The organism is Vibrio owensii (genome assembly GCF_002021755.1).
Classification (GTDB): Bacteria; Pseudomonadota; Gammaproteobacteria; order Enterobacterales; family Vibrionaceae; genus Vibrio; species Vibrio owensii.
This window is the reverse complement of the sequence record NZ_CP019959.1, coordinates 1,843,328-1,866,684: the sequence shown is the minus strand read 5'-3', so window position 1 is coordinate 1,866,684 and position 23,357 is coordinate 1,843,328. Positions and strand designations below refer to the sequence as shown.

22 protein-coding genes are annotated in these 23,357 nt (G+C 46.5%); 13 read left to right on the top strand and 9 right to left on the bottom strand.

The window, feature by feature from the left end; translation table 11 throughout:
• The first annotated feature begins 14 nt into the window (after window positions 1-14).
• Window positions 15-1,190 carry an acetyl-CoA C-acyltransferase FadA gene (gene fadA / locus A9237_RS08435; protein WP_078608025.1) on the top strand — a complete coding sequence of 392 codons (1,176 nt, stop codon included), beginning with the start codon at window positions 15-17 and terminating at the stop codon, window positions 1,188-1,190.
• A 266-nt stretch (window positions 1,191-1,456) separates the two neighbouring features.
• Window positions 1,457-2,437: an acrylyl-CoA reductase (NADPH) gene (acuI, locus tag A9237_RS08430; protein ID WP_009708064.1), complete on the top strand. Its 981-nt coding sequence runs from the start codon at window positions 1,457-1,459 to the stop codon at window positions 2,435-2,437.
• A gap of 72 nt (window positions 2,438-2,509) precedes the next feature.
• On the opposite strand, the gene A9237_RS08425 is transcribed toward acuI, so the two are convergent.
• Together A9237_RS08425 and A9237_RS08420 are read right to left on the bottom strand one after the other, a co-directional pair.
• Window positions 2,510-3,451 carry a LysR family transcriptional regulator gene (locus A9237_RS08425; RefSeq protein ID WP_009708063.1) on the bottom strand — a complete coding sequence of 314 codons (942 nt, stop codon included), beginning with the start codon at window positions 3,449-3,451 and terminating at the stop codon, window positions 2,510-2,512.
• A 167-nt stretch (window positions 3,452-3,618) separates the two neighbouring features.
• Window positions 3,619-3,801, bottom strand: a complete 183-nt coding sequence (locus tag A9237_RS08420) for a hypothetical protein (RefSeq protein WP_009708062.1) — start codon at window positions 3,799-3,801, stop codon at window positions 3,619-3,621.
• A gap of 132 nt (window positions 3,802-3,933) precedes the next feature.
• Between A9237_RS08420 and tusA the strand changes: the two genes are divergently transcribed.
• Window positions 3,934-4,182, top strand: coding sequence for a sulfurtransferase TusA (tusA, locus tag A9237_RS08415; RefSeq protein ID WP_005426051.1), 249 nt, complete (start codon window positions 3,934-3,936; stop codon window positions 4,180-4,182).
• Window positions 4,183-4,226: 44 nt separating this feature from the next.
• Here tusA and A9237_RS08410 read toward each other — a convergent pair whose 3' ends face one another.
• Together A9237_RS08410 and A9237_RS08405 are read right to left on the bottom strand one after the other, a co-directional pair.
• Complete coding sequence (locus A9237_RS08410; protein ID WP_009708061.1) at window positions 4,227-4,487, bottom strand: hypothetical protein; 261 nt, start codon at window positions 4,485-4,487, stop codon at window positions 4,227-4,229.
• Window positions 4,488-4,647: 160 nt separating this feature from the next.
• Window positions 4,648-5,202, bottom strand: coding sequence for a TMEM165/GDT1 family protein (locus A9237_RS08405; protein ID WP_009708060.1), 555 nt, complete (start codon window positions 5,200-5,202; stop codon window positions 4,648-4,650).
• A 485-nt stretch (window positions 5,203-5,687) separates the two neighbouring features.
• On the opposite strand from A9237_RS08405, the gene glyQ reads away from it, so the two are divergent.
• From glyQ to A9237_RS08385, 4 genes are all read left to right on the top strand, one after another.
• Complete coding sequence (gene glyQ / locus A9237_RS08400; RefSeq protein WP_005440855.1) at window positions 5,688-6,605, top strand: glycine--tRNA ligase subunit alpha; 918 nt, start codon at window positions 5,688-5,690, stop codon at window positions 6,603-6,605.
• A gap of 13 nt (window positions 6,606-6,618) precedes the next feature.
• The gene (gene glyS / locus A9237_RS08395) at window positions 6,619-8,685 is read left to right on the top strand and encodes a glycine--tRNA ligase subunit beta (protein WP_005378875.1); all 2,067 of its coding nucleotides are present in this window, start codon (window positions 6,619-6,621) and stop codon (window positions 8,683-8,685) included.
• Window positions 8,686-8,902: 217 nt separating this feature from the next.
• Window positions 8,903-10,987 carry an alpha-amylase gene (locus A9237_RS08390; RefSeq protein ID WP_078608024.1) on the top strand — a complete coding sequence of 695 codons (2,085 nt, stop codon included), beginning with the start codon at window positions 8,903-8,905 and terminating at the stop codon, window positions 10,985-10,987.
• Between the two features lie 229 nt (window positions 10,988-11,216).
• Window positions 11,217-12,470, top strand: a complete 1,254-nt coding sequence (locus tag A9237_RS08385; RefSeq protein ID WP_009699313.1) for a valine--pyruvate transaminase — start codon at window positions 11,217-11,219, stop codon at window positions 12,468-12,470.
• A 149-nt stretch (window positions 12,471-12,619) separates the two neighbouring features.
• Here A9237_RS08385 and A9237_RS08380 read toward each other — a convergent pair whose 3' ends face one another.
• From A9237_RS08380 to dnaA, 5 genes are all read right to left on the bottom strand, one after another.
• Window positions 12,620-13,057, bottom strand: a complete 438-nt coding sequence (locus A9237_RS08380; protein ID WP_005440850.1) for an Hsp20 family protein — start codon at window positions 13,055-13,057, stop codon at window positions 12,620-12,622.
• Between the two features lie 548 nt (window positions 13,058-13,605).
• Window positions 13,606-16,023 carry a DNA topoisomerase (ATP-hydrolyzing) subunit B gene (gyrB, locus tag A9237_RS08375; RefSeq protein WP_017191016.1) on the bottom strand — a complete coding sequence of 806 codons (2,418 nt, stop codon included), beginning with the start codon at window positions 16,021-16,023 and terminating at the stop codon, window positions 13,606-13,608.
• 13 nt (window positions 16,024-16,036) lie between these two features.
• Window positions 16,037-17,116 carry a DNA replication/repair protein RecF gene (recF, locus tag A9237_RS08370; protein ID WP_078608023.1) on the bottom strand — a complete coding sequence of 360 codons (1,080 nt, stop codon included), beginning with the start codon at window positions 17,114-17,116 and terminating at the stop codon, window positions 16,037-16,039.
• A 9-nt stretch (window positions 17,117-17,125) separates the two neighbouring features.
• Window positions 17,126-18,226, bottom strand: coding sequence for a DNA polymerase III subunit beta (dnaN, locus tag A9237_RS08365; RefSeq protein ID WP_005440839.1), 1,101 nt, complete (start codon window positions 18,224-18,226; stop codon window positions 17,126-17,128).
• Window positions 18,227-18,289: 63 nt separating this feature from the next.
• Entirely contained in the window at window positions 18,290-19,696 is a 1,407-nt protein-coding gene (dnaA, locus tag A9237_RS08360) for a chromosomal replication initiator protein DnaA (protein ID WP_005440837.1), read from the bottom strand.
• A gap of 430 nt (window positions 19,697-20,126) precedes the next feature.
• Here dnaA and A9237_RS08355 point away from each other — a divergent pair, with 430 nt between their 5' ends.
• From A9237_RS08355 to yidD, 6 genes are all read left to right on the top strand, one after another.
• Window positions 20,127-20,873, top strand: a complete 747-nt coding sequence (locus A9237_RS08355; RefSeq protein WP_005440835.1) for an amino acid ABC transporter substrate-binding protein — start codon at window positions 20,127-20,129, stop codon at window positions 20,871-20,873.
• 105 nt (window positions 20,874-20,978) lie between these two features.
• Window positions 20,979-21,650, top strand: coding sequence for an amino acid ABC transporter permease (locus A9237_RS08350; RefSeq protein WP_078608022.1), 672 nt, complete (start codon window positions 20,979-20,981; stop codon window positions 21,648-21,650).
• Window positions 21,647-22,384, top strand: a complete 738-nt coding sequence (locus A9237_RS08345; RefSeq protein WP_005440831.1) for an amino acid ABC transporter ATP-binding protein — start codon at window positions 21,647-21,649, stop codon at window positions 22,382-22,384. Before A9237_RS08350 ends, A9237_RS08345 begins: the two co-directional genes overlap by 4 nt.
• A gap of 242 nt (window positions 22,385-22,626) precedes the next feature.
• Window positions 22,627-22,761 (top strand): 50S ribosomal protein L34, encoded by a 135-nt coding sequence (rpmH, locus tag A9237_RS08340; protein WP_005378825.1) that lies wholly within the window; start codon window positions 22,627-22,629, stop codon window positions 22,759-22,761.
• 46 nt (window positions 22,762-22,807) lie between these two features.
• Window positions 22,808-23,131, top strand: a complete 324-nt coding sequence (gene rnpA / locus A9237_RS08335; RefSeq protein ID WP_009699098.1) for a ribonuclease P protein component — start codon at window positions 22,808-22,810, stop codon at window positions 23,129-23,131.
• Window positions 23,098-23,355, top strand: a complete 258-nt coding sequence (gene yidD, locus A9237_RS08330) for a membrane protein insertion efficiency factor YidD (RefSeq protein WP_078608021.1) — start codon at window positions 23,098-23,100, stop codon at window positions 23,353-23,355. Before rnpA ends, yidD begins: the two co-directional genes overlap by 34 nt.
• Window positions 23,356-23,357: the final 2 nt, after the last annotated feature.

Sequence of the window (23,357 nt, the reverse complement as noted above, 5' to 3'; positions counted from 1 at the left end):
GGAGGGATTCTAAAATGACTAATCAAACAAGAAATGTTGTCGTAGTCGATTGTCTACGTACTCCAATGGGTCGCTCTAAAGGTGGTGCTTTCCGTCATACACGAGCAGAAGATCTGTCTGCGCGCCTAATGAAAGGTATTCTTGCGCGTAACCCACAGGTAAACCCAAGCGAGATTGAAGATATCTACTGGGGCTGTGTACAACAAACACTAGAACAAGGCTTTAACGTTGCTCGTAATGCGGCGCTGCTTGCTGGCCTACCAATTGAGATTGGCGCCGTGACGGTTAACCGCTTGTGTGGTTCATCAATGCAAGCGCTTCACGACGGTACACGTGCCATCATGACGGGTGATGCTGAAATCTGCCTAATTGGTGGCGTTGAGCACATGGGACACGTACCAATGAACCACGGCGTGGACTTCCACCCTGGCATGTCAAAGACGGTTGCAAAAGCAGCAGGCATGATGGGCTTAACGGCTGAAATGCTTGGTAAGCTGCATGGCATTAGCCGTGAACAACAAGACGAGTTTGCTGCGCGTTCTCATGCTCGTGCACATGCTGCAACCGTAGAGGGTCGTTTTAAAAACGAAATCCTACCAATTGAAGGTCATGCGGCTGACGGCACGCTGTTCACTCTGGATTACGATGAAGTGATTCGCCCTGAAACATCTGTTGAAGGTCTGTCCCAACTTCGTCCTGTTTTCGACCCAACAAACGGCACAGTAACAGCCGGTACATCATCGGCGCTGTCTGATGGTGCATCAGCGATGTTGATCATGAGCGAAGAAAAAGCCAATGAACTTGGTTTGAAGATTCGTGCACGCATTAAAGGTATGGCCATTGCGGGTTGTGATCCTTCCATTATGGGTTACGGTCCTGTACCTGCGACGCAAAAAGCGCTCAAGCGTGCTGGTCTTTCAATTGAAGACATGGATGTGGTTGAGCTAAACGAAGCATTTGCTGCGCAGTCTCTACCATGTGCTAAAGACTTGGGTCTGCTTGATGTTATGGATGAGAAGGTCAACCTTAACGGTGGTGCGATTGCATTGGGTCACCCACTTGGTTGTTCTGGCTCACGTATCTCAACGACATTAATCAACCTAATGGAAGCCAAAGACGCGAAATACGGTCTGGCAACCATGTGTATCGGTTTAGGTCAGGGTATTGCGACGGTATTTGAACGACCATAGTTTGCTTGAGAAACGCTAGGTTGTAGTGACCAATCCAACAATCACGAGCAAATGAACCAATACTGAAAATTTTTAGTATTACACTTAAGGGCGGCATCTGATGTCGCCCTTTGTTTTACACCAAACATTGCTTACATGCACAAAAAGCATACATTAAATGCTCAAGTTTCATTTTATTCATAGACAAAGAAGACATACACTTAGCAACAGTTGATATCTTGCTGCATGTGACCCAGAGTCACGCTACCGCACAATCGGAGAACCTTATGTTTAATGCTCTAGTTCTAAATCAAGAAGACAAACGTACTATCGCTAGCATCGAGCAAATCGATGAAACACAACTGCCTGAAGGCGACGTTCTGATTGACGTTGATTACTCATCGTTGAACTACAAAGACGGTCTTGCAATTACAGGTAAAGGTAAAATCATCCGTAACTTCCCGATGGTGCCGGGTATTGACCTAGCAGGTACGGTAGTAAGCTCAGAAGACGACCGCTACCAAGCAGGCGACAAAGTTGTTCTTACTGGTTGGGGCGTAGGTGAAAACCATTGGGGCGGTATGTCTCAACGTGCTCGTCTAAAAGCGGATTGGCTAGTACCACTACCAAAAGGTCTAGACAGCAAGAAAGCAATGATGGTGGGTACAGCGGGCTTCACTGGCATGCTATGTGTTCAAGCACTGCTTGATGCAGGCATCAAACCTGAAAACGGCGAAATCCTAGTAACTGGCGCAAGTGGCGGTGTAGGCTCAGTAGCAGTAACGCTTCTAGCACAACTTGGCTACAAAGTTGCTGCAGTGACAGGTCGCGTAGAGAAAAACGGTCCACTACTAGAAAAACTTGGTGCTAGCCGCATCATCGACCGCGTTGAATTTGAAGAGCCAGCACGTCCGCTTGAAAAGCAAGTATGGGCAGGTGCGGTTGATACTGTGGGCAGCAAAGTGCTAGCAAAAGTATTGGCGCAAATGGATTACAACAGTGCAGTTGCAGCTTGTGGTCTTGCAGGTGGCTTCGATCTACCAACCACAGTGATGCCGTTCATCCTACGTAACGTTCGTCTACAAGGTGTGGATTCTGTTTCATGCCCATTTGAAAAACGTACTGCAGCATGGGAAAAATTGGTTGAGCTACTACCAGACAGCTACTTCGAACAAGCTTGTACTGAAGTTGAACTAGCGGAAGCACCAAAATACGCTGAAGACATCACAAACGGCCAAGTAACTGGTCGCGTGGTTATCAAGCTATAAGCGTTAACCCTTCGATAGAATAAACAAAGCCGGGTCATGCCCGGCTTTTTGCTTTTTCGATCATCGGAAAAATTAGTCCAATCCCATATCTTCAATTCGCTTAGCAATCAGACGACTACATTCTTCACGAACCACGGCACGCAACCATTCTTGAGCGGGAGAGTGCTCGCAACGCGCATGCCAAATCATCGAATATTCAAACGGCGTGAATTGGAATGGTAATGGCTTCACCACTAAGTCATAGCGATCAGCAACCAAGTACGCTAAATCGGCCGGTACGGTAATGATAATGGGCAAAGTATCGACAATCGCCAGCGCCGCTTCCAAGTGATAAGCGCGTAATACCATCTGGCGTTGCGGCTTCTCCACCAGCGCTTGCTCAATCAGCGCCTTAACCCCATCACTGATGGCAATCATGGCATGCGGGTGACTGAGATAATCATCCAGACTCATCTCTTTATCGGCTAATGGATGTTGCTTGGAGAGCATACATAGCACACCGACTCGTCCTAACACTTCACTGCGTAGTGGCTCCACAGGACCTGTAGGACGACAAATCGCTAAGTCCGCGCCTTCATATGTTAATTGATCAGATAAACGGTCATGTTGCAACGGCAAGAAGTTAAACGACACGTTAGGCGCTTCCTGATAGATACGTGGCAATGCAAAAGGCAGAATGGTTTGCATCGCGTAGTCAGTCGTGGCGATATTAAACGTCTGATCGCAACTGCGTGGATCAAACTCACGTGGAGAAAGTAATTGGCGTAGTGACTCCAAAGGCTCACCCAAAGAGCGATCAATTTCCAACGCTTTTTGAGTTGGGATCAAATGCTGACCTTGACGCGTAAACAGCGGATCACCAAGCAGGTCGCGTAAACGCCCTAGCACACGACTCATTGCAGATTGGCTTAAATTGAGACGAGTTGCTGCTTTACTGACACTGCTCTCTTCGATCAACACACGTAATGCGACCAATAAGTTCAGATCTCGACGATAGATGTCTTCTAATTCCACGATTTGCCACTTACCATGTAGGGGATTTAGGTAAATTGTACTCTTCAGGCAAAAAAAATCCCGCCTTTCAGCGGGGAAGCCCAAGAAAAATGGGGATAGTGTCGGAATGAAGTGTCGTTAAACTTGGTGAGCGGTGTATCAATAGGTTCCGATTACAGCAAGAAGCGCTAATTTTCTTGCTCAGATGCACCTGACCATTTGTGCATCTCAATCCAAATCCCAATAATCGTTGCACTCATGCCTACAAGAGGCAGCAATGAGGTTTCAGCTGGTGTTCTGAGTACTAATGCGCAGAACGAGATGAAACACAAAACCGAATAGATGGTTAGTCTGTCTAACGCTGTTAACATCGTGTCTCCTTACCAGTTGTTACCAAATTGTTAATTTAAGGTAAATCAAAAAATTCGGTTTGCCAAGTGGTTATTGAATATTTTTTCAACGAAAGTAAAATTCACCGCTCAGTTAGTTACGAGAATCACATTATGAGTTTTAATCCTGAACTGGCGACCAAGACATTAGAGGCGGAAGGATTACGCTGCCCAGAGCCAGTGATGATGGTCAGGAAGACAATTCGAAACATGCAAGATGGTGAGGTGTTGCTGGTTAAAGCGGACGACCCATCCACAACTCGAGATATCCCGAGCTTCTGCCGATTTATGGATCACCAGTTGATTGCGGCACAAACGGAGCAGCTTCCATACCAGTACCTAATTAAGAAAGGTTTGGAATAATCTCAGCAAGATCAAAAACGGCAGCCCAAAAGGCTGCCGTTTGTTTATTCATCGTATTCTAGTGTGCGAACTTCAGATTGTAGCTTGTTTAATTGTTTCCGCATTGCACGCATTTCCTCATGCATCGGAATGATATGAGCCACTCGAATCCACGCTTCTACCGTTAAACCGGTAAGAATGAAGGACCCTGCCACAATCGGCAGCCACATATCAGTCAGCACCATTGCTAGTAAGCAAAGTGCCAAACCAAAGGTGAATAAATAACTCTGACTCTTTGGGGTCATCCCCATGTAACGTGTAAGCATACCTTTGCCCTCTCGCTATCATTCACACCATTAAATTACCATGACAAGTATGACACTAATATGTCATCCGTCACGGTCTTGAACGATTTTGAGTCAGAGTTTGACGCTGTGTATCACTTCTCTAGTTATTGATAATTCACACCATTTTACGTGCAACAAATCAGAACATTGCCGCTCCGATAGCTAGCGCGATAAACAGGAATGCGGTCACCTTACGAATCAGCCCTAAAGGCATCTTATCAGCCGACAACTTACCAATCAGGACAACAGGTACATTCGCCAGCAGCATACCGATCGTGGTGCCAAGAATCACCCAACTCAATGCATCTGCGTATTGCGCACCCAAGATAGAAGTCGCAATCTGAGTCTTGTCGCCAATCTCCGCAACGAAGAAAGCAATAAAGCTGGCAATAAATGGGCCACGGTTGGAGATCTGCTCATCGTCATCCAGTTTATCTGGGATCAACACCCAAGCCGCCATGGCGACAAAACTGACCACCAGCACCCATTTGAGAACTTCAGGCGAAAGATAATCGGCCACCACCACACCTAACCATGCAGCCAAAGCGTGGTTGGCAATGGTTGCCAAAAAGATTGCTGCAATAATAGGGATTGGCTTGCGGTAACGACTGGCAAGTAATAGAGATAGCAATTGGGTCTTATCGCCAATTTCTGCTAACGCTACAGTAGTAATTGAAATAGCTAAAACGCTCACGACATGCTCATTGGGGCGGGATAATTATTTTTAACCTAAGACAAATCTCACGCCCCACCCCGGTTCATGATGATTTGTCTAAGGTCTTGCTAAACTCATCGGGCTGATGAGTCTCGAACGCCATGGTGATTTTGCACCAATTATGTTGACGAACGAACCAGATGAAATAGACATTTCATCGAGTAAGCTACTCCCCAAAGACAGGCGCAATTCTAGCCATGTTTCCTCATCACCTCAAGAGTGAAAGCCAGTGAAAACTCCCTTTTAGGAAAAATTCAGCAGATAAAGCGGTAAAAATCCATTAAAGGAGAAAATTGCCCACGAATTAATCAAGATTAGCTCTACTCCCATGCTCAATATCTGGGTATACTTGATTGTTAATTTATTCAACCGTAATTACTTTGAATCGCCATTGTTGAGGCAAGAAAACCCAACAAAAAAGAGACGAATTCACGAGTAATAAGAGAATCGCGCGAACCTGACTTATGCAAAAATACGATATCAAAACCTTCCAGGGAATGATCCTCGCGCTGCAGGATTATTGGGCTCAAAATGGTTGTACCATTGTTCAACCACTAGATATGGAAGTTGGTGCGGGTACCTCTCACCCAATGACCTGTCTACGAGCACTTGGCCCAGAGCCAATGTCTACAGCTTACGTACAACCTTCACGTCGTCCTACTGATGGCCGTTACGGTGAAAACCCTAACCGTCTTCAGCACTACTACCAATTCCAAGTAGCGCTAAAACCATCGCCAGACAATATCCAAGAGTTGTACCTAGGTTCTCTAGAGGTTCTTGGTGTCGACCCACTTGTTCACGACATCCGTTTCGTAGAAGACAACTGGGAAAACCCAACACTAGGCGCATGGGGTCTAGGCTGGGAAGTTTGGCTAAACGGCATGGAAGTGACTCAGTTTACTTACTTCCAGCAAGTTGGTGGTCTTGAGTGTAAGCCAGTAACTGGTGAGATCACTTACGGTATCGAACGTCTAGCAATGTACATCCAAGAGGTAGACTCTGTTTACGACCTAGTTTGGAACATCGCACCAGACGGCAGCAAAGTGACTTACGGTGACATCTTCCACCAAAACGAAGTAGAGCAATCAACTTACAACTTCGAGCACGCAGACGTTGAATTCCTATTTGGTTTCTTCGAACAGTGTGAGAAAGAGTGTAAAGAGCTGCTTGAGCTTGAAAAGCCACTGCCACTGCCTGCTTACGAGCGCATTCTAAAAGCGGGTCACGCATTCAACCTACTAGACGCGCGTAAAGCGATCTCAGTAACTGAACGCCAACGTTACATCCTACGCATCCGCAACCTGACGAAAGCAGTTGCAGAAGCATACTACGCATCGCGTGAAGCTCTTGGCTTCCCAATGTGTAAGAAAGAACAAGCGTAAGGGGTAGAGTAACATGGCAAAAGAATTTCTAATCGAGCTAGGTACAGAAGAGCTACCACCAACGCAACTTCGCACTCTAGCTGAAGCATTCGCAGCAAACTTCGAAGCAGAACTGAAAGGCGCTGAGCTTGCTCACGAAGGCGTTAAATGGTTCGCAGCGCCTCGTCGTCTTGCACTTAAAGTAGCAGCACTGGCAGACAGCCAGTCTGACAAAGTTGTTGAAAAACGTGGCCCTGCGGTTTCTGCAGCGTTTGACGCGGAAGGCAACCCAACAAAAGCGGCTCAAGGCTGGGCTCGCGGTTGTGGCATCACAGTTGACCAAGCAGAGCGCATGGTTACAGACAAAGGTGAATGGCTACTGTTCAAACAAGAAGTGAAAGGTCAGCCAACGTCTGAGATCGTAGTTGAACTTGCAGCGAAAGCACTAGCAAACCTACCTATCGCAAAACCAATGCGCTGGGGTAACAAAACGACTCAATTTATCCGTCCAGTTAAGACGCTAACCATGCTAATGGGCAGCGACCTAATCGAAGGCGAGATCCTTGGTGTCGCTTCTGACCGCACTATCCGTGGTCACCGCTTCATGGGTGAGCAAGAGTTCACTATCGATTCTGCTGAACAATACCCTGCGATCTTAGAAGAGCGCGGTAAAGTAATGGCAGATTACGAAGCGCGTAAAGCAATCATCCTAGCTGACGCACAAAAAGCAGCAGCAGCGGTTGGCGGTATCGCTGACCTAGAAGATGACCTAGTAGAAGAAGTAACGTCTCTGGTTGAATGGCCAGTAGTACTAACAGCGAAGTTCGAAGAAGAGTTCCTAAAAGTGCCTTCTGAAGCGTTGGTTTACACCATGAAAGGTGACCAGAAGTACTTCCCTGTTTATGACGAAAACAAGAAGCTACTACCTAACTTCATCTTCGTATCGAACATCGAATCAAAAGAGCCTCGTTACGTAATCGAAGGTAACGAGAAAGTAGTTCGCCCTCGCCTTGCTGACGCAGAGTTCTTCTTCAATACAGACCGTAAGCGTCCGCTTATCGACCGTCTGCCAGAACTAGAACAAGCGATCTTCCAAAAGCAACTGGGTACGATCAAAGACAAAACAGACCGCATCACAGAACTTGCTGGCTACATTGCTGAACAAATCGGTGCTGACGTTGAGAAATCAAAGCGTGCTGGTCTACTAGCAAAATGTGACCTAATGACCTCAATGGTATTCGAATTCACGGATACTCAAGGTGTTATGGGTATGCACTACGCTCGCCACGACGGTGAAGCAGAAGAAGTTGCAGTAGCACTGAACGAGCAATACATGCCTCGTTTCGCAGGTGATGAACTGCCATCTAACGGCGTTTCAACTGCAGTTGCAATGGCAGACAAGCTAGACACTATCGTAGGTATCTTCGGTATTGGTCAAGCACCTAAAGGCAGCGACCCATTCGCACTACGCCGCGCATCTCTAGGTGTACTACGTATCATCGTTGAATACGGCTACAACCTAGATCTTGTTGACCTAGTAGCGAAAGCGAAGTCACTGTTTGGCGACCGCCTAACCAACGACAACGTTGAACAAGACGTTATCGAGTTCATGCTTGGTCGTTTCCGTGCTTGGTACCAAGACGAAGGCTTCAGCGTAGACATCATTCAAGCGGTTCTAGCGCGTCGTCCTACAAAACCAGCAGACTTTGACCAACGAGTTAAAGCGGTTTCTCACTTCCGTGAGCTAGAAGCGGCAGAGTCTCTAGCAGCAGCGAACAAACGTGTAGGTAACATCCTAGCGAAATTCGACGGCGAACTAGCAGCAGACATCGACCTAGCACTTCTACAAGAAGACGCAGAGAAAGCACTAGCAGAAAGCGTTGAAGTAATGACAGAAGCGCTAGAGCCAGCATTTGCTACAGGTAACTACCAAGAAGCCCTAAGCAAGCTAGCTGACCTACGTGAACCAGTTGATGCGTTCTTTGATAACGTAATGGTAATGGCAGACGACGAAGCACTTAAGAAGAACCGTCTGACACTACTGAACAACCTGCGTAACCTGTTCCTACAGATCGCAGACATTTCTTTGCTTCAAAAGTAATTCATTACTCTTAGAAGTGATTAAGAAATAAGTAAAAGGGAAGCAGATGCTTCCCTTTTTTGTTGCCTTCAAACCGATGACAGTGACGCTTATTATTCATTTTGTGAACAAGACTAAAATTTGTAGGGTGAGACGCGTTTAACTTGTTGGTTTAGAGCTCGGATTGTAGAGGCACAGTTTTGCTATAACTGGACTGTTTATTCGGGGGAAGGACACAATGAAAAAAACAATTCTCGCACTCTCTATCGGTCTACTGAGCGCCTGCAGCCAGATTCCAGAAAATGCCATCGTATTAAGCGTTGGTGATGACACCTCTGTTTTTGAAGAAAACTCACAAGGCTTACTTATCGCCGAGCAAAAACTCGAAAAAGGCAGTTATACCTTTACCATTGCTGACAGCAAGCAAAGCTGCGGCAGTAGCTTTGCCCTAGCAGAAGAAGATCGCATCAAGTTCAATCGTCCATTAAAAATGGATAACTGCGCCACTGATGCACAAATGCCGCTGCGCATTTTCAAAGCCAATACCTATCAATTTACGCTCAACCCAACCACCAATGAGCTGACGGTCAAAATCAAACCAAAACAGACTCAGGACATCACCTACTCTTGCCCTGTCGCAACTGACACGCCAAAAACCATCAATGTTGCTCAAACCTTTAATGATGGCACTGTCGTTCGCGATGCCTTAACCGGACAAGAAGCCACAGTCGCCAATGGCAGCGTCACCATGCAGCCAGGTCCTATGAGCCAAGGTCTATTGCTGCTAGAAGAAGTTGAACAGCAAGCCGATAAACCGTTCAGCTGGGATAACGCGACGGTGTACTTCGTCATGACTGACCGCTTCTACAATGGCAACCCAGACAACGACAACAGCTACGGTCGCAGCAAAGATGGAAAATACGAGATTGGCACCTTCCACGGTGGTGACTTAGCGGGTCTGACGAAAAAACTCGATTACATCGAATCACTTGGTGTGAATGCTATCTGGATAACTTCACCACTGGAACAAATCCACGGCTGGGTTGGCGGCGGCGATAAAGGCGACTTTAAGCACTATGGCTACCACGGCTACTATCACCAAGATTGGACCAAGCTTGATGCCAACATGGGTACCGAAGATGAACTCAGAACCTTCGTCGATACTGCCCACAAGAAAGGCATTCGCGTGATTTGGGATGTAGTCATGAACCACACAGGCTACGCAACATTAGCAGACATGCAGGAATTCGGCTTTGGTCAGCTTTACCTGGATGAGCAAGAAGCCAAAGAAGTCCTCGGTGAAAAATGGACCGACTGGCAGCCAAAATCAGGACAAAGCTGGCACAGCTTCAACGATTACATCAAATACGGTGATAGCGAAGCGTGGGATAAATGGTGGGGCAAAGATTGGATCCGCACCGACATTGGTGACTACGATGCTCCGGGCTACAACGACATCACCATGTCTTTGAACTACCTACCGGATCTCAAAACCGAATCAACTCAAAAAACCGGACTACCAAACTTCTTCCGCAATAAAGACACCAATGCGCAAGATGAGCTGCAAACCCCACGTGAGCATCTAATTACGTGGTTATCCGATTGGGTGCGCGACTATGGCATTGATGGCTTCCGTGTCGACACTGCCAAACACGTAGAAATGGAAGCGTGGGCAGAGTTGAAAGCCAGCACCACTCAGGCGCTTGCTCAGTGGAAGCAAAACAACCCGGACAAAGCCTTGGATGACCTACCTTTCTGGATGACAGGTGAAGTGTGGGCACACAGCGTAGTGAAGAGCCCGTATTTCGATAACGGCTTCGATTCCATCATCAACTTCGAGTTCCAATCTGATGTAGCACCAAAAGCGCTGAAGTGTTTCGCTCAACTTGATAATGATTACCGCCGCTATGCAGAGCGCATCAATAACGATCCTGAGTTCAACGTGTTGAGCTACTTGTCTTCACACGATACACAGCTGTTTTGGTCAGCGCGCAGCCGCAGCTTTGATGACCAAGCACGTGCCGCGAATGCACTGATGTTGGCTCCGGGTGCAGTACAGATCTATTACGGTGATGAGATAGCTCGTGATTTTGGCATTACTGGTTCAGATGCTCACCAAGGCACACGCTCAGATATGCCATGGGATAAGATTCATGGCGAACGTGAAGATCTACTGCAACATTGGCAAAAGTTGGGGGAATTCCGTAAACGCCACCCAGCGGTTGCTCAAGGTAAGCACATCACTCGCAACCAAGAAGGTTACTACGCATTCGAACGCCAATACCAAGACGATAAGGTGCTGATTGTTTACACCGGTGAGTAAATCACACTCTCTCCACCAGCAAGGGAAGCATAAGCTTCCCTTTTTTATTGCTCTTTTTGCCTTTTTATCTCGTACCTCTGGTCTGATGACACACTTTTTTCTTTTTCGGCTTAATTCACACTTTGCGTTAATTACGCATTGAGGTAAGGTCAAGGATTACTCGATAAGCCGATAAAACATCGGCACAAACATACACAAAGCAATCACAATGAATTAGGTATAACGACAAATGCAGTTCTCTAAGTTTGGTGAAAAATTTAATCAGTATTCAGGTATCACGCAGTTAATGGACGATTTGAATGATGGTCTGCGCACACCAGGTGCCATCATGCTCGGTGGAGGTAACCCAGCCGCCATTCCTGCCATGCTCGATTACTTTCGCCAAGCCAGTGAGGAAATGCTCGCCAGCGGAGAGCTCGTCGCCGCCCTTGCCAACTACGATGGCCCGCAGGGTAAAGACGCGTTCGTTAAAGCGCTGGCTCAGTTATTCCGTGAAACTTACGGCTGGGATATTTCCGAGAAGAACATCAGCCTAACTAACGGCAGCCAAAGTGGCTTTTTCTACTTGTTCAACTTGTTGGCAGGTAAACAGCCAGACGGTTCGCACAAGAAAGTGCTACTGCCTATCGCGCCTGAGTACATCGGCTATGGTGATGCAGGCATTGATGAAGATATCTTTGTCTCTTACCACCCAGAAATCGAGCTGCTAGATAACGGTCTGTTTAAATACCACGTCGATTTTGAGCAGCTCACCGTCGATGACTCTGTTGCGGCAATCTGCGCCTCTCGCCCAACCAACCCAACGGGTAACGTACTGACAGATGAAGAAGTACGTAAGCTGGACAAGCTAGCACGTGAGAACAACATTCCGCTGATCATTGATAACGCCTACGGTCTGCCGTTCCCGAATATCATTTTTGAAGATGTCGAACCGTTCTGGAATGAAAACACCATCCTGTGCATGAGCTTATCTAAACTTGGCTTGCCGGGCGTGCGTTGTGGCATTGTGATTGCGAGTGAAGAAATCACGCAAGCGTTGACCAATATGAACGGCATCATCAGCCTAGCACCGGGCAGTGTTGGTCCAGCGCTAGCAAACCACATCATTGGTAAAGGCGATCTGCTTAAACTGAGCTCAGAGGTAATTAAGCCGTTCTACAAGCAGAAGTCGCAACGTGCAGTTGAACTACTCCAAGAAGCGATTACCGATGAGCGCTTCCGTATTCACAAACCAGAAGGCGCTATCTTCTTATGGCTATGGTTTGATGAACTGCCAATTACGACAATGGAACTGTACCAACGCTTGAAAGCGCGTGGGGTCTTGATTGTTCCGGGTGAATACTTCTTTATTGGTCAGAAAGACGAGTGGGATCATGCACACCAATGCTTGCGTATGAACTACGTTCAAGACGATGAGATGATGCAAAAAGGCATTGCGATTATCGCAGAAGAAGTGGAAAAGGCTTACCGCGAAGGCAAATAGACCGATAAAACTCAGCCGCTTCTCTTTGAAATTACGGCCTTGCAATAGTGGCTTTGAAAGCCCCAAACTAAAAAGAGCGCCCTTTTCCATATGGAAGGCGCTCTTTCTCATTCTATAACCGTGTGGTTAACTGAAATGTCTTTAGCTGATTAGCTGTTTTCAATCAGGTTGTTGCCACCGATAGCAATCTTACGCGGTTGCATCGCTTCTGGAATTTCACGAACTAAATCAACATGAAGTAGACCATTTTCCATTGATGCGCCAACGACTTTTACGTAATCCGCAAGTTGGAATTTACGTTCAAAATCGCGTTCTGCAATGCCTTGGTAAACGTAGTTTTTACCTTCTTCAGCTTTACGCTCACCCTTCACGATCAACATGTTTTCGTTTTGAGTCAAATCGAGCTGATCTTCAGCAAAGCCAGCGACTGCCATAGTAATACGGTAGTTGTGCTCGTCTTTTTGCTCGATGTTGTATGGAGGGTAACCGCCAGAAGTGTTCTTCGCAGAGCTTGCTTCCATCAGGTTAAACAGACGGTCGAAGCCAATTGCATTACGGTATAGTGGTGAGAAATCTACATTACGCATAATCTATCCTCTTTTAAGCAATAGTCTTAGCCCAGATGAAGGTCATCCACGTGGCGCATTTATGCAAGAAAACGCCGAGCTAAGGGATCCGATGATTCATTCCTCTGACCTACTCTTTAGGTGCGGGGACATGATGTCGAATCTAGGGTCAAGTTGTGTGCTAAAACAGAGTATCCTCTCCTGAGCGATCTCGTTTAGCGATTCCAGAGGCGCTGTTCTTCTCTTGTTGAGCAAGTTAGCCATCCCTCTTCATAACTAGATATAAGGTCGAAAAATGGGCTTTCAAGGGCTCCGGTGAAAATATTTTTAGATCCCCGACTCGGTCGTTTCTCCCTCTCGAGGATGACGCCCTAATATATTGATAATGAAAGACACTACTTACCACCAGCTCTTTAGTAGGTGTAACCCTCTTGAAGCCGAGCATTCTTGCCTCCACAGAGCGCAGCCGTTCTCGTATCTCACCTCTTTTATCTTGTTTCTATCCCCATAAAAAAACGCCACCTCTTGCGAGATGGCGTTTTCAGTATGATTTGACTGAGTCTGTCCGACTACACGTCTAGGTTTGCTACTTTCAGTGCGTTCTCTTCGATGAAGTTACGACGCGGCTCAACTTGGTCACCCATTAGCGTTGTGAACAATTGGTCTGCGCCTACCGCATCTTCAATGGTTACTTGCATCATGCGACGTGTCTCTGGGTCCATTGTGGTTTCCCAAAGCTGATCTGGGTTCATCTCACCTAGACCTTTGTAGCGCTGTAGGCTTAGACCACGACGCGACTCTTTGATTAGCCACTCAAGTGCCGATGCAAAGCTTGATACTGGCTGAGTACGCTCACCACGTTTGATGTAAGCGCCTTCTTCTAGCAGGCCGTCTAGTGCTTCAGATAGATCCGCTAGCTTGCCGTACTCTTTCGAGTTCAGTAGGTCGATGCTTAGTGCGTAGTCATGAGTCACACCGTGAGTACGTACGATGATCTTAGGTAGGTTTAGACCTAGCTCTTCGTGTTGCTCAACTTCGAAGCTGTATTGGCTTGCGCCCACTTCTTTCGCGTTTAGCTGTTCAACTAGCTGTTTTGTCCACGCTTCTACTGCTGCAGCATCGTGACATTGCTCTGCCGTTAGACGCGGCGTGTAGATTAGCTCATGAACTAGCGCGCTTGGGTAACGGCGGCTCATGCGATCCGCTAGCTTGATACCAGCATTGTATTGCTGAACTAGCTTCTCTAGCGCTTCGCCTGCCAATGCTGGTGCTTCTGCGTTTACGTGTAGCGATGCGTTATCAAGTGCCAAAGCAACTTGGTATTGGTTCATCGCATCTTCGTCTTTGATGTACTGCTCTTGTTTGCCTTTCTTCACTTTGTAAAGCGGTGGCTGAGCAATGTACACATAGCCACGCTCGATAAGCTCTGGCATTTGACGGTAGAAGAAGGTCAACAGTAGCGTACGGATGTGCGAACCATCGACGTCGGCATCGGTCATGATGATGATGTTGTGGTAACGCAGTTTATCCGGGTTGTACTCGTCACGACCGATACCACAGCCTAGTGCCGTGATCAGCGTTGCTACTTCTTGAGAAGAAAGCATCTTGTCGAAACGCGCTTTTTCTACGTTAAGAATCTTACCTTTTAACGGTAGGATTGCTTGGTTCTTACGGTTACGGCCTTGTTTTGCGGAGCCGCCTGCCGAATCACCCTCCACTATGTATAGTTCAGAGAGTGCTGGATCTTTTTCCTGACAGTCTGCAAGTTTGCCTGGCAGACCTGCTAGGTCTAGTGCGCCTTTACGGCGAGTCATTTCACGAGCTTTACGCGCTGCTTCACGAGCACGAGCTGCATCGATGATTTTCGAACAAACCATCTTCGCTTCTGCCGGGTTCTCAATTAGGAACTCAGACAGTTTCTCACCCATTGCTGATTCAACCGCTGACTTCACTTCAGAAGAAACCAGTTTGTCTTTAGTTTGGCTTGAGAACTTAGGATCAGGCACTTTAACCGAAACAACCGCAGTTAGACCTTCACGCGCGTCATCACCAGAAGTTGCTGTTTTCGCTTTCTTAGAGAAGCCTTCTTTGTCCATGAAAGAGTTCAGTGTACGCGTTAGCGCTGCACGGAAACCGGCAAGGTGAGTACCACCGTCGCGTTGTGGGATGTTGTTAGTGAAACAGTAGATGTTCTCTTGGAAACCGTCATTCCACTGCATCGCCACTTCTACCGAGATACCATCTTCGCGCTCAAAGTCGAAGTGGAAGATTTTCTCGATAATTGGTGTTTTATTGGTGTTTAGGTGCTCAACGAACGCTTGGATACCACCTTCAAACATGAAGTGGTCGCTCTTGTCTGCTTCGCGCTCATCAACCAGTTTGATTGAAACACCAGAGTTCAGGAAAGAAAGTTCACGTAAACGCTTCGCTAGGATGTCGTAGTGAAATTCTGTGTTCGAGAATGTTTCTGCACTTGGCCAGAAACGGATTTGTGTACCAGTTTGGTCAGTATCACCAATTACTGCTAGTGGCGCTTGAGGCTCACCATGATGGTAAGTTTGCGTATGGATATGACCGCCGCGGTGGATAGTCAGAACCACTTTCTCAGACAGTGCGTTTACTACTGAAACACCTACGCCGTGTAGACCGCCTGATACTTTGTATGAGTTATCATCGAACTTACCACCAGCGTGAAGTACCGTCATGATAACTTCTGCAGCAGATACTTTTTCTTCTGGGTGCATTTCTGTTGGAATGCCACGACCATCATCCGTAACTGAAACCGAGTTGTCCTCATGAATTGTCACAACGATGTCTTTACAGTGACCTGCCAACGCTTCATCAATTGAGTTATCCACCACCTCGAAGACCATGTGGTGAAGACCAGTGCCGTCGTCCGTGTCGCCGATGTACATACCTGGACGCTTACGTACCGCATCCAGACCCTTCAGTACCTTAATACTCGATGAATCGTAATTTTCAGACATGAGTTTCTCTCTTCTAGTTTGACTCTATCCTGCCATGTTCCACATGAAACAATTTGCCCGTACCGTCCAACATATCGGCGATTTGGCTTTCAGTGATAGAGCTTACAAATACTTGTGCGCCCGTCTCTTTCAAGCAGTCAGCAAGACGCTTGCGACGTTGGCTGTCTAATTCCGACGCAAAGTCGTCAATTAGGTAAATACATTGTTTTCCGGTCATTTCGGTAAGGTGTTGTCCCTGCGCGACACGCAATGCACACACCATGAGTTTTAATTGACCGCGTGACAAAACATCCTCAACGGGCGTTCCGTTCACTTTAATGCGCAGATCAGCCTTATTCGGACCGCTAAAGGTGTAGCCCAACGACTGATCACGCTCGAAATTCTTTTCTAGTATCTCATGATAAGGGGTGTCTTTGTCCCAACCACGATAATACTTTAATTGGATCTCAAATTCTGGCAAAAACGTCTGACAGATAGTTTCCGCTACGGTTTTCATCTGTTCGATGTATAGCGCTCGCCATTGACTGATGTTTTCAGCCAAATGTGCCATTTCTTGATCCCAATAACTGAGTTCACGATAACTTCTGGCCGTTTTAAGCAGAGCATTGCGTTGCTTGTTAAGACGCTTGAAACGCCCCCATGCATCATAAAAAGCAGGCTCGGTGTGAAACACACCCCAGTCGATGAATGCACGACGATGTTTTGGACCATCCGTTAGTAGATCAAATCCTTCTGGATGTATCAACTGTAAAGGCAAAACTTGTGCAAGTTGCGCCAGTTTTTGTCCAGATTGACCGCCTATTTTAACCTCTGTTGAGCCATCACGCTGCTTATTAATGCCGATAGGTAGCTCAAATTGATCCGAGTTCAAAAAACGACCATGAACAAACAGTTCGTCACACTCATTTTGGATAACTCGACCCGTCAGCGAACTCTTGAAAGAGCGTCCGTGTCCGAGCAAGTAAATCGCTTCTAGAACACTGGTTTTACCGCTGCCGTTCGGCCCAATAAGAAAGTTAAAGCCTGCTGATAGGTCAATATCACAGGCTTTAATGTTTCGAAACTGCTGAATGATGAGGCGAGAAAGTGGCATTCAGATGGCTTATAGACGAATTGGCATCACCACGTACATGGCACTGTCGTCGTCTGCGTTTTCAATCAACGCACTTGCGTTCGCATCTGACATCGACACACGTACGTTATCGCAACGCAGTGTATTAAGCACATCAAGCACGTAGCTAACGTTGAAGCCGATCTCGATAGCGTCACCTTCAAAGGTCACGTCGAGCATTTCTTCTGCTTCTTCTTGCTCTGGGTTATTAGCAGTAATGCGCATTTCACTACCCGCAAGATTCACACGAACACCACGGAATTTTTCATTAGAAAGAATCGCTGCACGAGAAAACGCTTGGCGTAATTCATCACAGCTTGCTTCTAGTGTTTTGGTCGTACTTTGTGGCATTACGCGGCGATAGTCAGGGAAACGACCATCAACAAGCTTAGAAGTGAAGATAAAGTTATTCACTTCTGCACGCACATTTGAGCTACCAATTTGTAGCACTACAGGTTGCTCTGGTGCGTCCATTAGCTTCACAAGTTCTTGTACACCCTTACGCGGCACGATGATTTGCTTCTGTGCGAAATCTGCACCAAGTTGTGTTTGAGATACCGCCATACGGTGACCGTCAGTTGCCACGCTACGTAGCGTCGTACCGTCGATTTCAAACAACATACCGTTGAGGTAGTAACGAACGTCTTGGTTCGCCATTGAGAATTGTGTTTTCTCGATCAGTGTACGCAGATCAGACTGAGTCAGTGATACTTCCACTTCACTCTGCCAATCTTCAATGTTAGGAAAATCGTTCGCTGGGAGTGTTGCCAATGAGAAACGGCTACGGCCAGAACGAACTTGTACGCGATCGCCTTCTAGTACGAAGGTGATAATAGAGTCATCTGGTAGACCACGGCAGATATCAAGAAATTTACGAGAAGGAACGGTAATGCTGCCCGCTTCAAAATCCCCTTCTAGAGCCACTTTGCTCACCAATTCCACTTCCAAATCGGTTGCGGTCATGGATAACACGTTCTCTTCTACTTTAATCAGTAGGTTACCAAGAATTGGTAGGGTTGGTCGGCCACCTAGTGCACCCGAAACCTGTTGTAGCGGTTTGATTAAATGACTACGTTCAATGGTAAATTTCATGCTTGGCTCTTTACGCTGTCAGCTCAATTAATGATTTGCTTAGAATACTGTCATTCTAACCGATTACGAAGACAGGGTGCGAATCAAGTTAGAGTAATCTTCTTTAATATCGTGGCTCTCTTCACGCAGCTGCTCAATCTTGCGACATGCATGCAGTACCGTGGTGTGGTCACGACCACCAAACGCATCACCAATTTCTGGCAAGCTGTGATTGGTCAGCTCTTTTGCCAACGCCATCGCCAACTGACGAGGACGAGCAACCGAGCGAGAGCGACGTTTAGATAGTAGGTCAGCAACCTTAATCTTGTAATATTCAGCGACCGTCTTTTGAATGTTGTCGATCGTTACAAGCTTCTCTTGTAGAGCAAGCAGATCGCGCAGCGCTTCACGAACAAAATCAATCGTAATTGGGCGACCTGTGAAGTTGGCGTTTGCAATAACGCGGTTCAGCGCACCTTCCAGTTCACGAACGTTAGAACGTAGACGCTTGGCAATAAAGAACGCCACTTCATCCGCTAGGTGGATTTGGTGGTCTTCGGCTTTCTTCATCAAGATCGCTACGCGGGTTTCTAATTCAGGCGGCTCGATCGCAACCGTTAGACCCCAACCAAAACGTGATTTTAGACGATCTTCCACACCGCTGATCTCTTTTGGATAACGGTCTGAAGTAAGAATGATCTGTTGGTTACCTTCCAATAACGCGTTGAAGGTATGGAAGAATTCTTCCTGTGAACGCTCTTTATTAGCAAAAAACTGAATGTCATCGATAAGAAGCGCATCAACACTGCGGTAGTAACGTTTGAATTCTTCAATCGCATTGTTTTGCAGTGCTTTTACCATGTCTTGAACAAAACGCTCAGAGTGCATGTACACCACTTTCGCGTTTGGCTTGTTATCCACAATCGCGTTGCCCACAGCATGCAACAAGTGCGTTTTACCTAAACCCGTGCCACCGTATAGGAACAACGGGTTGTAAGCTGCGCCCGGATTATCTGAAACCTGACGTGCTGCAGCCAAACCGAGTTGGTTCGACTTACCTTCCACGAAGTTGTTGAACTTGTGCTTTGGGTTCACGTTTGAGCGGTGGTTGATGTTCGCGATCGCTTGAGCGTCGTCATCCCACGTTTTATGTACAGGCTTACGAGCTTGCAATTGCGCTGGTGCTGAAGATTCAGCGGCCACATCAGCTGGCGTGCGTGTCGGTGCCGGCTTAGGAGCTGCAACTGGGCGACTGCCCACTTCAAAGCGCAAGCTAGGGACGTCGTTACCGCAGTATTCCTGCAGTAGACGGTTGATGCTGTTCAGGTACTTGTCGCGAACCCAATCCAAAACAAAGCGGTTTGGAGCGAACAGAGTGAGAGTATTGTCATTGAGCTCCGCTTGTAACGGACGAACCCACATGCTGAATTCTGTAGCTGGTAGCTCTTCTTGAAGCTGCTGCAAACATTGCAACCAAAGCGAAGATGACACGGTGCCCCCACTGAGTATTTGAATTATCGGAAAAGACTGGCAATTTTACCTGTTGATAACCAAGATCGCCAGCAATTGATCGATGATCCAGTGAATAAGATCTAAGTTATTCACAATTATTTCGCCCAACTAAGCGAGATCAACACATCTTGCCCCAAATTTGCCCACACATTGATCCACATTTGGGCAAAATCAGCCAGATCGAGCAATTGGTGATAACTCTGTGAATGAATTTCGGTTCATCGATTTTTTTCGATCGTTATTTCTGCTCTTTCCGATCGTTTTTTCATCATTTATCCCTATATCTTGGCTACTATCTATACCAAATAAGATCTTATTACTCTGAGGTCTAGGTTATTGCACTTGGTTATTTCTTTAATTGAGCTAACTGACAGTAGTATTTCCAACCATAAAAGTATGGAGATGTATTATGAAAAACTGGATTAAGGTTGCCGTTGCAGCCATTGCTTTGTCTGCCGCGACCGTTCAAGCTGCTACTGAAGTAAAAGTAGGCATGTCTGGCCGTTACTTCCCATTCACCTTTGTGAAGCAAGATAAGCTACAAGGTTTTGAAGTGGATATGTGGGATGAGATCGGTAAACGTAACGATTACAAGATCGAATACGTAACAGCGAACTTTTCTGGTTTGTTTGGCCTTCTAGAAACGGGCCGTATTGATACCATCTCAAACCAGATCACCATGACAGACGCACGTAAAGCGAAATACCTGTTTGCAGACCCATACGTGGTAGATGGTGCGCAAATTACCGTACGTAAAGGCAACGACAGCATCCAAGGTGTAGAAGATCTAGCAGGCAAAACCGTTGCGGTTAACCTAGGCTCTAACTTTGAGCAGTTGCTTCGCAGCTACGACAAAGACGGCAAGATCAACATCAAGACTTACGATACTGGTATTGAGCACGATGTAGCGCTAGGCCGTGCTGATGCGTTCGTTATGGACCGTCTGTCTGCATTAGAACTGATTAAGAAAACTGGTTTACCACTACAACTCGCGGGTGAACCATTTGAAACGATTCAAAACGCTTGGCCATTCGTTGATAACGAAAAAGGTCGTAAGCTACAGGCAGAAGTGAATAAAGCGCTTGAAGAGATGCGTGCCGACGGAACAGTAGAGAAGATTTCTGTGAAATGGTTTGGTGCCGACATCACTAAGTAAAACTTCTCTTCTTTTAGGACGCAGAGCTTTATCTCGCGTCCTTTTTTAACTCAATGACAAGGTGGAACTTCGTATTCCACCTTTTCTTTTCTCAAGGTAAGTCGTATGGGATTTGATTTTAATTACATGTTGGAACTGCTGCCAATACTGCTCAAGTATCTTGGCACAACCATGGAAATGGCCACATGGGGATTGGTCTTTTCACTGATTCTAGCCGTTATTTTAGCGAACATTCGCGTATTTAAGCTGCCAGTTTTCGACCAATTGAGTCAACTTTACATCAGCTTCTTCCGTGGTACTCCGCTTTTGGTACAACTGTTTTTGCTCTACTACGGCTTACCGCAAATCTTCCCATTCATGGTGGGCATTGATGCCTTTTCTGCAGCAGTGATTGGCTTAACGCTCCACTTTGCTGCTTATATGGCAGAGAGTATTCGTGCCGCCATTATTGGTATCGATCGCAGTCAGATGGAAGCGAGCTTGTCAGTGGGGATGACAACACCTCAAGCGATGCGTCGGGTGATTTTGCCACAAGCAACGCGCGTCGCACTGCCTTCTTTAATGAACTATTTCATCGATATGATTAAGTCCACTTCCCTCGCCTTCACGCTGGGTGTGGCTGAAATCATGGCTAAAGCGCAGATGGAGGCCTCTTCTAGCTTCCGCTTCTTCGAAGCTTTCCTTGCCGTCGCTCTTATCTACTGGGGTGTGGTGGTGATTCTGACTCGAGTACAAATTTGGGCAGAAGCGAAATTGAATAAGGCGTACGTACGATGATCAAATTAGAAAATATCCACAAACGCTTTGGCGAAACAGAAGTCCTCAAAGGTATTGATCTCGATATCAAGCAAGGTGAGATCATCGTTATTATTGGCTCAAGTGGTACGGGTAAATCGACACTTCTACGTACTGTTAACTTCTTAGAGCAAGCAGACGAAGGTCGCATTACCATCGATGACATCTCCGTCGACACACAAAAGCATACCAAAGCCGAAGTATTGGCTCTGCGCCGCCGAACTGGGTTCGTTTTCCAAAACTATGCCCTATTTGCTCATATGAACGCGCGTCAGAACATCGCAGAAGGCTTGATCACGGTACGCGGTTGGAAAAAAGAAGACGCTCTCAAGCGTGCTCAAGAAATTCTGGATGACATCGGCCTTGGCGATAAAGGAGAAAGTTATCCAGCGGCTCTGTCTGGTGGCCAACAACAACGTGTGGGTATCGGCCGAGCGATGGCGCTGCAACCAGAACTGCTGCTTTTTGATGAGCCAACTTCTGCATTGGATCCGGAATGGGTTGGAGAAGTTCTCTCATTAATGAAGAAGTTAGCCAATCAGCATCAAACCATGTTAGTGGTCACGCACGAGATGCAATTTGCCAAAGAAGTGGCGGATAGAGTGATCTTTATGGCTGAAGGCAACATCGTTGAACAAGGTTCTCCACAAGATATCTTCGATAATCCACAAGATCCTCGTTTGAAAAAATTCCTTAACCAAGTTGGAATAGAGTAAAGATCAAGCATCAAGATCAATCGATCCTTGAGATTTTACTCACACTACGTATAATCGCCCGGCCGGAATTTCGTACTCATGAGTCATTGACACATTATGTGAGTGTGATTACAATTCCGCCTCTTTGTTGAGAGGCGTCGGTTGTTCTTCTTTAATAAAGAGCTTCTTTATATAAAGAAAGCAAAATGCCCACGCCGGGTTTAACAAGAACCTAAAACTACTGATCAGTAAAGGTAATTATCATGAAACGCACTTTTCAACCTACAGTTCTAAAGCGCAAGCGTACTCACGGCTTCCGTGCTCGCATGGCAACTAAGAACGGTCGTAAAGTTATCAACGCACGTCGTGCAAAAGGCCGTGCGCGCCTATCAAAATAATCGCTAGTTTATTTTGAACACGTACGCGTTTAATCGGGAGTTACGCTTGTTAACTCCCGAGCATTATCAAAACGTCTTCCAGCAAGCTCATCGAGCTGGCTCGCCTCATTTCACCATCATTGCACGCAATAACAAACTTTCTCATCCTCGATTAGGTTTAGCTGTTCCGAAAAAGCAAATCAAAACTGCTGTTGGTCGTAACCGCTTTAAGCGTTTGGCTCGTGAAAGCTTTCGTAACAATCAACATCAACTTCCAAATAAAGATTTTGTTGTGATTGCGAAGAAAAGCGCGCAAGATTTAAGCAATGAGGAATTATTTAAGTTGTTTGATAAGCTATGGCATCGCCTGTCTCGCCCTTCACGTGGATAGCCATTGGGCTCATTAATCTATATCGCTGGTTTATCAGCCCTCTGATTGGTCCTCGTTGCCGGTTCACTCCAACTTGTTCCACTTACGCGCTAGAAGCTTTGAGAGCTCACGGTTTTGTAAAAGGATGTTGGTTATCAGGCAAACGTCTATTAAAATGCCACCCTTTGAATGAAGGGGGGTATGACCCCGTTCCACCAGTCCAAAAACAAGACAGAGATAACTAACG